At 69.3% G+C, this 12488-nt stretch carries 11 protein-coding genes and 1 pseudogene; 5 read left to right on the top strand and 7 right to left on the bottom strand.

What is annotated here, in order from left to right; genetic code table 11:
- Positions 1 to 25 precede the first annotated feature (25 nt).
- The 7 genes and pseudogenes from ACMYLB_RS21160 to ACMYLB_RS21130 all read right to left on the bottom strand — a co-directional run bounded on the left by ACMYLB_RS21160 (position 26) and on the right by ACMYLB_RS21130 (position 6763).
- Positions 26 to 838 carry a DUF1295 domain-containing protein gene (locus tag ACMYLB_RS21160; RefSeq protein ID WP_415908924.1) on the bottom strand — a complete coding sequence of 271 codons (813 nt, stop codon included), beginning with the start codon at positions 836 to 838 and terminating at the stop codon, positions 26 to 28.
- Positions 839 to 845: 7 nt separating this feature from the next.
- Positions 846 to 1337: a DUF2062 domain-containing protein gene (locus tag ACMYLB_RS21155; RefSeq protein WP_415908923.1), complete on the bottom strand. Its 492-nt coding sequence runs from the start codon at positions 1335 to 1337 to the stop codon at positions 846 to 848.
- Complete coding sequence (locus ACMYLB_RS21150) at positions 1334 to 1732, bottom strand: DUF1475 family protein (protein ID WP_415911127.1); 399 nt, start codon at positions 1730 to 1732, stop codon at positions 1334 to 1336. Before ACMYLB_RS21150 ends, ACMYLB_RS21155 begins: the two co-directional genes overlap by 4 nt.
- A 56-nt stretch (positions 1733 to 1788) precedes the next feature.
- On the bottom strand, positions 1789 to 3084 hold the full coding sequence (locus ACMYLB_RS21145; protein WP_415908922.1) for a class I SAM-dependent methyltransferase: 1296 nt from the start codon (positions 3082 to 3084) through the stop codon (positions 1789 to 1791).
- Positions 3085 to 3208: 124 nt separating this feature from the next.
- Positions 3209 to 3907: pseudogene (locus tag ACMYLB_RS21140) on the bottom strand (DUF1365 domain-containing protein); the annotation flags it as partial.
- 151 nt (positions 3908 to 4058) lie between these two features.
- A complete protein-coding gene (locus ACMYLB_RS21135; protein ID WP_415908921.1) occupies positions 4059 to 5384 on the bottom strand; it encodes an NAD(P)/FAD-dependent oxidoreductase in 1326 nt (441 codons plus the stop codon).
- A 197-nt stretch (positions 5385 to 5581) separates the two neighbouring features.
- Positions 5582 to 6763 carry an acyl-CoA desaturase gene (locus tag ACMYLB_RS21130; protein ID WP_415908920.1) on the bottom strand — a complete coding sequence of 394 codons (1182 nt, stop codon included), beginning with the start codon at positions 6761 to 6763 and terminating at the stop codon, positions 5582 to 5584.
- A 536-nt stretch (positions 6764 to 7299) separates the two neighbouring features.
- Between ACMYLB_RS21130 and ACMYLB_RS21125 the strand changes: the two genes are divergently transcribed.
- The 5 genes from ACMYLB_RS21125 (at position 7300) to ACMYLB_RS21105 (ending at position 12402) form a co-directional block, all read left to right on the top strand.
- Entirely contained in the window at positions 7300 to 7785 is a 486-nt protein-coding gene (locus ACMYLB_RS21125; RefSeq protein WP_415908919.1) for a DUF3016 domain-containing protein, read from the top strand.
- A gap of 335 nt (positions 7786 to 8120) precedes the next feature.
- A complete protein-coding gene (locus tag ACMYLB_RS21120) occupies positions 8121 to 8519 on the top strand; it encodes an RNA recognition motif domain-containing protein (protein WP_415908918.1) in 399 nt (132 codons plus the stop codon).
- Between the two features lie 230 nt (positions 8520 to 8749).
- Positions 8750 to 10015 (top strand): DEAD/DEAH box helicase, encoded by a 1266-nt coding sequence (locus ACMYLB_RS21115; protein ID WP_415908917.1) that lies wholly within the window; start codon positions 8750 to 8752, stop codon positions 10013 to 10015.
- 114 nt (positions 10016 to 10129) lie between these two features.
- Positions 10130 to 11911, top strand: coding sequence for a uracil-DNA glycosylase family protein (locus tag ACMYLB_RS21110; protein WP_415908916.1), 1782 nt, complete (start codon positions 10130 to 10132; stop codon positions 11909 to 11911).
- Complete coding sequence (locus ACMYLB_RS21105; protein WP_415908915.1) at positions 11908 to 12402, top strand: FKBP-type peptidyl-prolyl cis-trans isomerase; 495 nt, start codon at positions 11908 to 11910, stop codon at positions 12400 to 12402. The genes ACMYLB_RS21110 and ACMYLB_RS21105 overlap by 4 nt, the downstream gene beginning before the upstream one ends.
- Positions 12403 to 12488 lie beyond the last annotated feature (86 nt).

Below are 12488 nucleotides of genomic sequence, written 5' to 3'. Positions count from 1 at the left end.
AGAGCGGCGGGCGAGGGTGGGAGCCTCAGTGCGGCGTCTGCGGTCCGCTGCCCTCCGAGCGCGGGAACCACGGCACGAAGGCGCTCGTGGTGCGCTGGTAGGCGCGATAGGCGTCGCCTTTCGAGCGGAGCGACTGCTCCTCGGTCAGCGGGATGCCGGTGACGCGCAGGAGGAGGTAGAGGATCGCGGCCGGCGCGATCGCGGCGAGCCAGCCCCAGGGCGAGGCGAGGGCGAAGAGCAGATACGCCACCCAGACCAGCCACTCGAAGAAATAGTTCGGGTGACGGCTGTAGCGCCACAGGCCGACGTTGCAGACGCGGCCGCGGTGGGCCGGGTCGCGCTTGAAGGCCGCGAGCTGGGCGTCGGCGGTGGCCTCGCCGGCCAGCGCGAGCAGCCAGAGCGCGACGCCGGCCAGCTCGAGCGCGGAGAACGCGGGCGTCGGGTTCAGCGCGGGCAGGAGAAACGGCACGGCGAGCAGCACGATCGAGACCGCCTGGAGTTGGAAGAACCCGAACATTTTCGCGGCGAAATTCCCCGCCCAGTCGCGCCGCAGCTGCCCGTAGCGCCCGTCCTCGACCGGATGGTGGCCGGCGACGCGGCGCAGCAGGTGCGTGCCGAGCCGCGCGGCCCAGAGCGTGACGAGGATCGCGATCGTCACGCGGCGCGGCAGCCAGCCGGTGCCCGCGGCGGCGTAGAACCACGCCACCGGCGCAAAGGCGTAGGCCCAGGCCACGTCGACGATGCCGTAGTTGTCCAGGCGCCGCGCGAGAAAGTAGAGCGCGGCGAAGGCGCCGCCAAGGGCGGCGAGCGCGAGAAGGACGAGCGTCAGAGCAGGCACCCCTGTCTTACGACCGGGCGGCGCGGGCGGATGCGAGGCGGCGCAAGATCGGCCGGGCGACGAGCCAGACCCCGCCCACGAGCAGCGGCAGCGAGAGCAGCCAGGCGGCGAGCGCCTGCAGGCCCATCAGGCCGAAACGCGACCAGAACTCGCGTTGCGACGCCACGAACACGCGGGCGACCTCGTGCGGGTCGAACGGCAGCGGCGCGGGGCCGAACAGCGCCGCGCCCAGCCGCACGTAGACCGGGATGAGCGCGAGCTGCACGGGCCAGAGCAGCTGGTTGACCACGTGGATGAGCGGCTGGTTGAGCCGCAGCGCCGCGGCCACGACGAAGCACAGGGCGGTGGTGAAGCCGAGGAACGGAAACACGCCGCACGCCAGCCCGACGCCGAGGGTGAGCGCGATGCGGTCGGGCGTGATGCCCTGCGTGAGCTGGGCGACGACGGGCTGGACAATGCGGCGCTGCCAGAAGCCCGGACGCGGAGCCGGGGCGTTCACGCGAGCAGGTAGACCCCGACGGAAAGCGCCGCGAGGACGGCGGGGAGCGCGACGCGGCCGGCGTTGCGGCGGGCGAAGACCTCGGCGAGCGGCGCGTCCGCGGGGACGGCGAAGAGCTCGCGCAGCAGGTAGGTCGCCATGGCGAGGTTGCCGAGCAGGATGATGCTGACGAACCAGAGCACGCGGGCGGCGAGCGTGCCTTCCTTCCACGCCACCCAGACGAAGAACGTGATGAACGCCCAGTAGGCATCGAAAAGCGTCGCGATCACCCACGGCTCGCGGAAGGTGGCGCTGCGGGCGAATTCGCCCAGCGGCTGGTGCAGGCTGGCCCAGCTGGTGACCCCGAGCATCGAGACGATCACGAGCGAGAAGAGAACGCGGAGGAACCAGATCATCGGAGGACGGAGGACTGGAGACGGAAGGCGGAGGCGCGAGGGGGCGCCGCCCGGTTTCAGAAGCTCAGGTTGTTTGGGCGGGTGTGGACGGTCTGGACGACGGAGATGTTGCGGAGCGCGAAGGCGGCCTCGCAGTAGGCGAGATAGTAGTCCCACTTGCGGATGAAGCGCTCGTCGAAGCCCAGGGCGCGGACGCGGTCGAGCCGCTGGTGGAAGCCGTCGCGCCAGGTGCGCAGCGTGCGCGCGTAGTCGCGGCCCATGTCCTCGAGGCCGTGCAGCACGAAGCCGCCGGCGCGGGCGAAGAGGTGGTTGAGGCGGTTGGCCGAGAGCAGGAGCGAGCCGGGGAAGATGTGTTTCTGGATGAAGTCCACGCCGCGGCGGAACTCGTCGTAGCGCGCGTCGGGGCAGGTGATGAACTGCAGCGCGACGAGGCCGTCCGGCTTGAGCAGGCGGGCGCAGGCGGCGGCGTAGTCGGGCAGGAACTCGTGGCCGACGGCCTCGAGCATCTCGATGGAAACGATCTTGTCGAACTGCCCGGTGACGTCGCGGTAGTCCTGCAGGCGGACCTCGATGCGGTCGGAGAGGCCGGCGGCGGCGATGCGCTGGACGGCGAGGTCGCGCTGCTGGCGGGAGAGCGTGAGCGTGGTGACACGGCAGCCGTAGTGCTGCGCGGCGTGGAGGCTCCAGCCGCCCCAGCCGGTGCCGATCTCGAGCACGTGGTCGGTCCGGCGCAGGTGGAGCTTGCGGCAGAGCGCGTCGTTCTTGGCGACCTGCGCCTCGCGCAGCGTGGCGTCGGCGCGTTCCCACTTGGCGGCGGAATACATCAGGGTGTCGTCGAGCCAGAGGGCGAAGAAGTCGTTGGAGAGGTCGTAGTGCTCGGCGATGTTGCGGCGGGCGTTGGCGCGGGTGTTGGCGCGGAGGAGGTGGCCGAGGCGGTTGGCGAAGCGCAGGACGTTGAGCGCGAGGCCGCGCGCGCGCGCCGAGCCCGAGAGGGTGGGCGCGTGCTCGAGGTTGAGGATGAACCAGCCGATGAGGGCGGTGAGGTCGGGCGTGTCCCAGTCGCCGTCGATGAACGCCTCGGCGAAGCCGATGTCGCCGCCGAGCACGCAGCGGGAGAAGAAGCGCTCGCGGCGCACGCGCAGCACGGCGGCGTTGGCGACGCCCGGTGCGACCTCGCGCACCAGGAACGGCGTCTCGCCGAAGAGGCGGGCGGTGCCGTCGGGCAGCTCGACCCGGAGCTGTCCGCGCGGCATGCGCGCGAAGGCGTCGAGCACGGCGCGCGCGGCGAAGGACGGGGTGCGGGAGGCGTCGCCGGCGAGGGTCGGCGCGGTGGTGGCTTTGGGCGAGCTCATGGCGGGACGGAAGCGAGGGAGGGTGCGGCCGGTGCAGGTCGCGCTGCTCGGCGGCGCGGCCGGCCTTCGCGAACCAAGGGATGCGCTTCAGCCACAAGCGCAAGGCGTGCCAGTGGATCAGCGCGATGACGCGCAGGGTGAGCAGCGGATACTTGAGGGTGAACCACGCGAGGCGCGCGTCCGTGAGCGCGGCGCGCGCGCCGTGGAGCGTGCTGGTGAGCGTGCGCGCGCCGCCGGCGTAGTCGTCGATCCGGACGGCGAGGCGCGCGTCGGGCGTGCGCAGCGTGAAGTCGAACTCGACGTCGACGTCCGAGAACGGCGAGACGTAGAAATGCTTCGGCGTCCGGAGGTGGAAGGTCGCGGCGCCGGCGCGCTCGCGGACGTGGAAGGTCTTCATCTCGCGGAAGGTGTTGGTCACCTCGGCGAGGGCGGCGACGGGCGCGCCGGCGCGATCGAAGCAGAAGTAGAACGAGACCGGGTTGAACTGGTAGCCGGCGATGCGCGGCAGCGTGACGAGCAGGACGCGGCCGCCGGCGAGGTCGATGCCGCGGTCGGCGAGCCAGGCGAGGACGCGCTGCTTGAGGCGGGATGGGGGCGCGGCCGGCGCGGTGCGCGGCGGGACCGCGCGGTCGGCGCCCGAGGCGTTGTGCAGCGGCTCGTGCGTGGGGAAGAAGTCGGCTTCGCGCAGGCCGTAGAGATTCGGGCGGTTGACGGAGAAGAGGCGCAGGCGCGCGGACAGGGCGTCGAGCTCGTCGAGGTCGAGGGCGAGGTAGAACAGGCGATAGGAGAAGCGGTGTCGCTTCGGGGCGAAGCGATGATGCATCACGCGGCACTCGTAGAGGCAGGAATTCACCGGCGGACGGGATCGAAGCGCGGGGCGCAGACTTGCGGCGCGCGGTTAAGGCGCCGCGGGAAGGCGGCTGGGCGAGCGGTGTCCCGGCCGGCAGCGTGATGGCTCGTGCGCGGCGGCATGCTCAGGCGGTGGCGAGTTGCGCGGCGGTCGGATCCTCGCTCGCCCACGGATCGCGGCCGAGGAGGAGGCGCGCGAGGTTCACGGCGGAAAGGAAGCCGTCCTCGTGGAAGCCGTAGCGCGTCCACGCGCCGCAGAAATAGGTCTCGGTGGCGCCGGCGGCGGCGGCGTTGAGGGCGGGGATTTCCTGCTGCGCGCGCACGGCGCCGAGGGTGAAGAGCGGGTGCTCGTAGGCGATCGCGCGGAGGATTTTCCGCGGATCGAGGCGGTCGGGGCGGTTGATGGAGACGAAGTAGTTCTCGCGGTCGGAGACGCCCTGAAGGCGGTTCATCCAGTAGATGGTCATGGGCTCGACCTCGCCGGCGGCGTTGCGGGCGATGGAGTAATTCCAGGCGGACCAGGCGAGCCGCGTGCGCGGCATGACGGCGGCGTCGGTGTGGAGCGTGGCGGTGTTGGGCTGGTATTGGAACTCGCGGAGGAGGCGCGTTTCGTCGGGCGTGGCATCGGCGAGCAGGGCGAGGGACTCGTGGCCGTGGGCGGCGAGGACGACCTTGTCGAAGCGCTCGGTGTGGCGGTCCTCGGTGGTAACGAAGACGCCGTCGGGCGAGCGGCGGACGGCGATGACGCGCGTGTCGTGGCGGATGCGGTCGCGCCACGGGGTGGTGAGGCGCAGGACGTATTGCTGCGCGCCGCCGTCGACGGTCCACCACTGGTGCTGGGTGTGCAGGCCGAGGAAGCCGTGGTTGTGGAAGAAGCGCAGGAGCGTGCGCGCGGGGAACTGCAGCATCCGGGCCGGCGGCGTGGACCAGACGGCGCTGCTCATGGGGATGACGTAGAGGTGGAGGAAGTCCGCGCCGTAGCCGCGGCGGCGCACGTAGTCGGCGAGCGTGACGTCCGCCCACTCGGGGTTTTCCAGGGCGTCGAGGGCCTCGCGGTTGAAGCGGTCGATCTGCCACAGCATGCGGTAGAAGGACGGCCGGAGGAGGTTGCGGCGCTGGCAGAAGAGGTGGTTGAGGGAGGAGCCGCTGAATTCGAGGCCGGTGTCCTCGTGGCGGACGCTGAAGGACATGTCGGTCTTCTTCACCGGGACGTTCAGCTGCGAGAAGAGGCGCGTGAGCTGCGGGTAGGTCTCGTAGTTGAAGACCATGAAGCCGGTGTCGATCGGCAGCGGGCGGCCGGTGTCGCGCTCGGGCACGGTCACCGTGTGGGTGTGGCCGCCGGTGTGGCGGTTCTGCTCGAAGAGCGTGACGTCGAAGTGCCGGTGGAGGAAATGCGCGCAGCCGAGTCCGGAGATGCCGGTGCCGACGATCGCGAGCTTGGGGCGGGACATGCGGTTTTTCGGATTTCGGTTTCGGATTTTCGATGAAGCGAGCGCGGGAAGGGGGGCGCGCCGAAAGCTACGCGCCGGCCGCGGGTGCGGACGCAACAAATCCCGCGGCCGGCGGACGCGCGGGCGGGAGGCGGGCACAAAAAGCCCCGCGGTCGGCGGGGCTCGGGGAGACGGACGGGAGCGCGGAGCGCGCGGCGTCAGATCACGGGCGGGTGCTGGTCCGGCGCGGTCGCGGGCGGCTGCTGCGCGAGCTCGGAGACATCCTTGTGGATGGCGGGGCCGTCCTTCTTCTGCATCTGGGAGGCGACCGCGGGGGAGTTCACCGTGGCGATGGCGATGGCGGCGGCGGTGGGGACGACGCGCTTGAGGGTGTTGATCTCCTCCTGCACGTGCGAGAGCGACATGCGGCGGATGGTGTCGTGGTGCTCGTTGCGCGCGGCCTCCTCGTAGATCGACTGCGGCACGGGTTTGAGGCCCCAGATGAAGCCGGTGAAGGACATCAGCTTCAGGCCATAGTAGGTCGGATCGATTTCCCACCAATAGAAACCGTTGCGGGTGGACGACTGGTAGCGGTGGTGGTTGTTGTGCCAGCCTTCGCCGAGGCAAACGATCGCGAGGATGAAACTGTTGCGCGAGTCGTCGGTGGTTTGGAAGCGGCGCTTGCCCCAGAGGTGGGTGAAGGAGTTGATCGACGCGGTGCCGTGGAAGAGGGCGGTGGTGCTGATGAAGAAGCCCCAGACGAGCAGCTGCCAGGCGTTGGTGCCGAGCGAGGGGGCGGCGGTCTCGAGGTAGGCGCCGAGGCCGAAGAGACCCAGGGCGAAGAGAACGGGGACAACGATGTCGAAGCGGTTCAGCCAGACGAGCTCGGGGTATTTCGCGAGGTCCTTCACCTTCGAGTAGTCGGTGGGGAAGTTGCGCTTCGAGGTGATCCAACCGATGTGCGACCAGAGGAAGCCGTGCACGTGCGGCGAATGGGCGTCCTCCTCCTGGTCGGAGTGCTGGTGATGGTGGCGGTGGTGATATGCCCACCAGAGCGGGCCGCGCTGGACGGTCGTGCCGGTCCAGAGGGCGAGCAGGAACTGGCCGAAGCGCGACGTGCTGTAGGTCTTGTGCGAGAAGTAGCGGTGGAAGATGCCGGTGACCGCGAACATGCGGACGACGTAAAGGAAGACGGCGGTCCAGACGGCGAACCAGCTCCAGCCGACCCAGATCACGCCCAGACAGCCCAAGTGGAGGATGGCGAACGGGATGCAGCGGACGAGATTCACGCCGTCGGGCTGGGCGCGGATGGTTTCAGGGGATTCCAAGGTGTAGTCGGAATCGACCCACTGGATGAGCGAGGCGCCGAAGCGGCGGAGGGAGGCGGTGAACGATGACACGATACGAATGCGACTGAGTTGAGGCGGCGACGGAAACCGCGGCGCGGAACCGCTGCAAGCCGCCAATTCGGCCGGAGAGAATTTCCTCCGTTTTCCACGCGCCCCGTCGAGGAAGCGTCCGTGGCATAAAAAAACCGCCTCATCGCGGGGCGGTTCGGGGTCGGGGAAGGGATGAAACGGGGCTAGGCGGCGATAAGAGACGCGCAAACGGGTTCAGCCCTCGGGCTCGGTGGCGACGAGCAGGGAGAGCAAGGCGAGGATGATGACGGAAACTAACATGGTTCTTGGCGTGGCGGTGCCGGGTCAGAGCACCTGGGAGCGGAAATTGTTCCACCTGCGCGGATGCGCACGTGGATGCCGCCGAGTGGACTCAACCCCACCCGGCGCGCAAGCAAATCGTGTGTCCCATGCGTCCAACGGCCCATGCATTAGACTGTAACGAGAGATGTCGCTGGAAATTTCACGCAAATGCAGCATGGTTTGCGCTCATGAAAGCATTGCGCCCAGTCCTACTCCTCGCGGGAGCGCTGTGCGGCGTGAGCCTGGCATTCGCCGGCGCTGACAATCCTCCCGCTGCCAAGCCATCCCCCGTCGAGGTCACGTTCGAGAATCCGGCCGAGTTCACCGACTTCACCCAGAGCTACTCGTCCAAGGATTACGGCCAGGACGGGCTGATGACCCAGTTCCGCGAGTTCCTGCAGGAGCGCATCGCCGCGCGCCTCGCTCCCGGCCAGCGGGTCGAGATCAAGTTCAAGAACATCGACCTCGCCGGCGACTTCGAGCCCTGGCGCGGCCCGCGGGCGGACGACATCCGCATCGTGAAGGAAATCTACCCGCCGCGCGCCTCGCTCGACTTCCGCCTCCTCAACGCGGACGGCTCGGTCGCGGCCGAAGGCCATCGCGACCTCAGCAACCTCGGCTTCATGACCGCCATCGCGTTCCCGCAGAGCGACCCGCTCCGCTGGGACAAGGACCTCCTCTCGGACTGGGTGCGCCGCGAGTTTCCGGCGAAGAAGAAATAACGTCCTGCGCGCCCGGCGCGCGTCGATTTGCCTGGCGTCCCGCGTTGCGCGCGGGACGCCTTTTTGTTGGTCGACGGGCGGCGAGACGGCGGTCACTGGTGCGGGTTTATCACCGCCTAAGCTGTTCCCGATTAGGATCTAGGGTTTTTTGCGACGGAAATGCCCTTGCGTTTGCCGCCGCGTCATGGACTGTGTCCGCCGTTCGTTAGAGTTTTCGAGTTAGATGACAGGATCTGGTGAGTCGTTGGCTGAGCTGCTTTGGCTTAAGTGATGATTTGAAACCCACGTCGGGAACGGACTGGCAGCGGAACGAAGGCCCCTAACGATTTCATCACATGAGCAACTCCAAACTCTACGTCGGCAATATGTCGTTCCAGACCTCGGAAGAAGAGCTTCGCGCTCACTTCGAGCAGTTCGGCACCGTCTCCGACATCTACGTCGCGATGGACAAATTCACGGGCCGCCCGCGCGGCTTCGCGTTCGTCACGATGGGCACGCCCGAAGAGGCGAAGACCGCCATCGAGAAGACCAACGGCGTCCAGCTCGGCGGCCGCGCTCTCCAGGTCAATGAAGCCCGTCCGAAGGAAGACCGTCCCGCGGGCGGTGGCTTCGGCGGCGGCGAGCGTCGCGGCTTCGGCGGCGGCGGCCGTGGTGGCTTCGGCGGTGGCCGTGGCGGCCGCGGTGGCGACCGTGGCGATCGCGGTGGCTTCGGTGGCGGTCGCGACCGTTACTAAGCCGGCCGTTTGCCTCGCGCAAACTGACTGACTTTTCGGGGCGGAGCCCGTGCGGCTCCGCCCTTTTCTTTTCTCCAGGCGAGTCACTTATCCGCTAGTTCGCTAGTCGTCGCCGTTTCCTCATCCGCGAGCGCGCCGGAATTCCGTCGCACCGCACCCTGCGTCCCGCCGCTCCGCGGCGCGCGCCCCCATTCGCGTCGATTAGTGCGCCGTAGTGGTTTGTTCCTCCCATGGCCTTCAAAGCTCTCAATCTCTCCGAGCCCGTCCTCCGCGGCATCCAAGCCGCCGGCTACACGGACCCGACTCCCATCCAGCTGCGCGCGATTCCCGTCGTGCTCGGTGGCGGCGACCTCATCGGCTCCGCCCAGACCGGCACCGGCAAGACCGCGGCCTTCGCGCTGCCGATCCTGTCGCGCCTCGACAAGCACGCCGCGCGTCCGCGCGTGCTCGTGCTCGAGCCCACCCGCGAACTCGCCGCGCAGGTCGAGACCGCCTTCCGCGACTTCGCGCGCTTCACCGACCTGCGCACCGTCGCCATCTTCGGCGGCGTCGGCTTCGGCCACCAGCGCAACGAGCTGCGCCGCGGCGTCGACGTCATCTGCGCCACCCCGGGCCGCCTGATGGACTTCGTCCAGGAAGGCCTGATCAATCTCCGCGACATCCAGATCCTCGTGCTCGACGAGGTCGACCGCATGCTCGACATGGGCTTCCTGCCCGTGGTGAAGGACATCATCGGCCGCTGCCCGCGCGAGCGCCAGACGCTGTTCTTCTCCGCCACCGTGCCGCCCGAGATCCAGGCGGTGGCGTCCTTCGCCCTCCGCAACCCGCAGCGGGTCGAGGTCGGCGTCAACCGCTCGGTCAACCGTTCGATCAATCACGCGCTTTACCCGGTCGCGTTCAGCCAGAAGTTCGACCTCCTCGTCGCGCTGCTCGCCCAGACCGATTTCGACAGCGTGCTCGTGTTCTCGCGCACCAAGCACGGCGCCGACAAGATCGCGCGCAAGCTCAAGGCCGCGAACCACAGCGTCGCCGTCCTCCACGCCAACCGCTCGCAGAACCAACGCATCGAGGCGCTGGCCGGCTTCAAGTCCGGCAAATACGAGGTCATGGTCGCGACCGACATCGCCGCGCGCGGCATCGACGTCGCCGGCGTCACCCACGTCATCAACTACGACGTTCCGGAAAACCCCGAGGACTACGTGCACCGCATCGGCCGCACCGGCCGCGCCCAGGCCGTGGGCGACGCGTTCACGCTCGTGACGATGGAAAACGCCGACGACATCCGCGCCATCCAGCGCTTCATCGGCCAGAAAATTCCCGAACTGCGCCTCGAGGGTTTCGACTACCTGCCGATCAACACCCCGCGTCCCACGCCGCCGCCGCAGTCCGGCCGTGGCGGCCATGGGCAGCGTGGTGGCGGTCACCGCGGACAGGGCGGCGGTCATGGCGGCGGCGACGGCCGCGGCTTCCGCAGCCGTTTCCGCGGCCGACACTGAGCCGGTCCCGGTTCGGGCGCCAACGATATTATCCCTCCCGGCGGCCATCGCCGGGGCGCGAGCGGGCTTGCCCGCGGGGCGGAGCGCGGACACGAAGCTGTGATCCGCTCCGCCATGCCCGCCCCCACCGTCGCCGCCGTCCGCCAACACCTCGCGCGCCTCGCCGCGTGTCGCGCCTGTCCGCGCATGCACCGGCCGGTCGTCGTCGGCCGTCCCGTCGCGTCGCGCGTGCTGCTGGTCGGCCAGGCGCCGGGCGACAAGGAGCCGGTGCTCGGCCGGCCGTTCGCGTGGACCGCGGGCAAGACGCTCTTCAAGTGGTTCCACGAGGCGCTCGGCTGGAGCGAGGACGAGACGCGCGACCGCATCTACTTCGCCGCGGTCTGCCGCTGCTTCCCGGGCAAGAAGAAGGCCGGCGGCGATCGCGTGCCGGACGAGGACGAGATCGCCGCCTGCGCGCGCTGGCTCGAGGCCGAGCTCGACCTGCTCGCACCCGACCTCGTGCTCCCGGTTGGCAAGCTCGCGATCACGCGCTTCCTGCCGCCCGCGCCGCTGAACGATCTCATCGGGAAGAAATTCCCCTCGTCGTGCGCGGGCGCGCGCTCGACTGCATCCCGCTGCCGCACCCGAGCGGCGCGTCGCCCTGGCACCGCATGGAGCCCGGCAAGACGCTGCTCCGCCAGGCCCTCGCGCAGGTGGCAAAACATCCGGCGATCCGCGCCGGCGTGTAACCCCGGCTTTTCGGTTGCGTCGTGGGTGGGGCGGCGCTCTGTTGCGCGCACTATTTTCATGAAGCTCCGGTTCCGGCTTTTCCTTCTCCCGTTGCTCGCCCTCGCGCCGCTGGCGCCGGCAAAAACCAGGGCGACCACCCACGCCACGCCCTCGCCCGGCAGCTACACCGGCGCGATCGTCCTCGACGCCGCGACCGGCCAGTCGCTCTGGGAGGACAACGCCGACGTGACCAACCCGCCCGCGAGCATGACCAAGCTCATGACCTTCGCCGTGCTGCACGACAAGCTGGCCGACGGCACGATCACGCTGCAGACGCCGGTGCGGGTCGACGTCTCCGACTCGAAGATGGGCGGCACGCAGGTCTACCTCGACCCGCGCGAGACGTTTCCGGTCGAGGAACTCATCTACGCGATGATGATCCAATCGGCCAACGACGCCGCCCACGCGCTGGCGCGCACCGCCGCCGGCTCGGTCGAGGCCTTCGTCGAGCTGATGAACGCCAAGGCGCGCGCGCTTGGCATGAACAGCACGACGTTCCGCTCGCCGCACGGCTTGCCGCCGCCGAGCCGCCGCGTCAGCGACGGCGACCTCACCACGCCGCGCGATTTCGCCAAGCTCTGCCGCTACCTCGTCCAGCACACCGACGTCCTCAAGTATACCTCGGTGCGCGAGCGGAAGTTCGGCCTCGCCCGCACCCAGGGGCCGGTGGACATGACCAATCACAACAAGCTCCTCGGCAAGATCGCCGGGGTCGACGGGCTCAAGACCGGCTACACCGAAGCCGCCGGCTACTGCCTGAGCGCGACCGGCGAGCGCAACGGCCGCCGCATCGTCGCGGTGATCATGGGCTCGTTCGGCCCCAACCGCTCGGTCGACAAGGGCCGCGCGCGCGACCTGAAGATGATCGAGATGCTCGAGCGCGGCTTCGCGGCCGCCCCGGCCCGAATCGCGCCGGTGACGGAGACCGCCGCCGCGCCGGTCTCGCCCGTGGCTGCGGCTGCCGGCGCCGCCTCGCCCGCGGCCGCGTCCCCGGCCGCCGCGACCACGGAGATTCCGACCGTGAAGACCGCCGCGCCGCCGGCGCCGAGCGATGAATCCTCGACGACGAGGGAACCCGCGGTAGTCTTCCGCGTCATTCCTCCTGTCCCTCCGACGAAGAAACCATGAGCCCCACCGCCCGCCGTTTCGCCTTTCTGTTCGCCAGCATCGTCTTCCTCAGCGCCTCGCCGCTCTTCGCCCAGCGCGAGCGGCTGCCGCCCGAGGACCTGGAGGTGGTCGAGAATCGCTGGCCCAACGCGAAGAAAACCTCCACCGGCCTGCGCTACATCGTCCTCAAGGAGGGCGATCAGAACAGCCCGATGCCGCAGCCCGGCGATCGTGCCGCCGTGCTCTACAAGGGCATGCTGCTCGACGGGACGGTCTTCGACCAGTCGGTCGATCCCGCGCACGCCTTCCGGCCGCGCGTCGGCCGCGACGAGCTGATCCCCGCCTGGGACCAGGCGCTCACGCGCATGCACAAGGGCGAGAAGTGGCTTCTCATCGTCCCCTACGAGCTCGGCTACGGCACGCGCGGCAACCCGCCGAAGATCCCGAAGCGGGCGACGCTGGTGTTCGAGATGGAGCTGCTCGATTTCGGCAAGAACCTGCCGCTGAACTGAGCGCGCGGGGCCCGCTCGGCCCACGAAAAGCGCCGGCCTCTCGCCGGCGCTTGTTTTTTGCCCGTTGGGCGGACGGCGTCGCGCGG

The sequence above is a fragment of the Oleiharenicola sp. Vm1 genome (assembly GCF_047777955.1).
Classification (GTDB): Bacteria; Verrucomicrobiota; Verrucomicrobiia; order Opitutales; family Opitutaceae; genus Didemnitutus.
The sequence above is the reverse complement of the archived record's forward strand: the minus strand, read 5'-3'. Positions and strand labels throughout refer to the sequence as shown.

What these genes read in the sequence shown, in the direction of transcription:
- ACMYLB_RS21150 (WP_415911127.1), bottom strand. Translation starts at nt 1,732, where the DNA reads ATGATCTGGTTCCTCCGCGTTCTCTTCTCGCTCGTGATCGTCTCGATG.
- ACMYLB_RS21120 (WP_415908918.1), top strand. Translation starts at nt 8,121, where the DNA reads ATGAGCAACTCCAAACTCTACGTCGGCAATATGTCGTTCCAGACCTCG.
- ACMYLB_RS21135 (WP_415908921.1), bottom strand. Translation starts at nt 5,384, where the DNA reads ATGTCCCGCCCCAAGCTCGCGATCGTCGGCACCGGCATCTCCGGACTC.
- ACMYLB_RS21115 (WP_415908917.1), top strand. Translation starts at nt 8,750, where the DNA reads ATGGCCTTCAAAGCTCTCAATCTCTCCGAGCCCGTCCTCCGCGGCATC.
- ACMYLB_RS21105 (WP_415908915.1), top strand. Translation starts at nt 11,908, where the DNA reads ATGAGCCCCACCGCCCGCCGTTTCGCCTTTCTGTTCGCCAGCATCGTC.
- ACMYLB_RS21110 (WP_415908916.1), top strand. Translation starts at nt 10,130, where the DNA reads ATGCCCGCCCCCACCGTCGCCGCCGTCCGCCAACACCTCGCGCGCCTC.
- ACMYLB_RS21145 (WP_415908922.1), bottom strand. Translation starts at nt 3,084, where the DNA reads ATGAGCTCGCCCAAAGCCACCACCGCGCCGACCCTCGCCGGCGACGCC.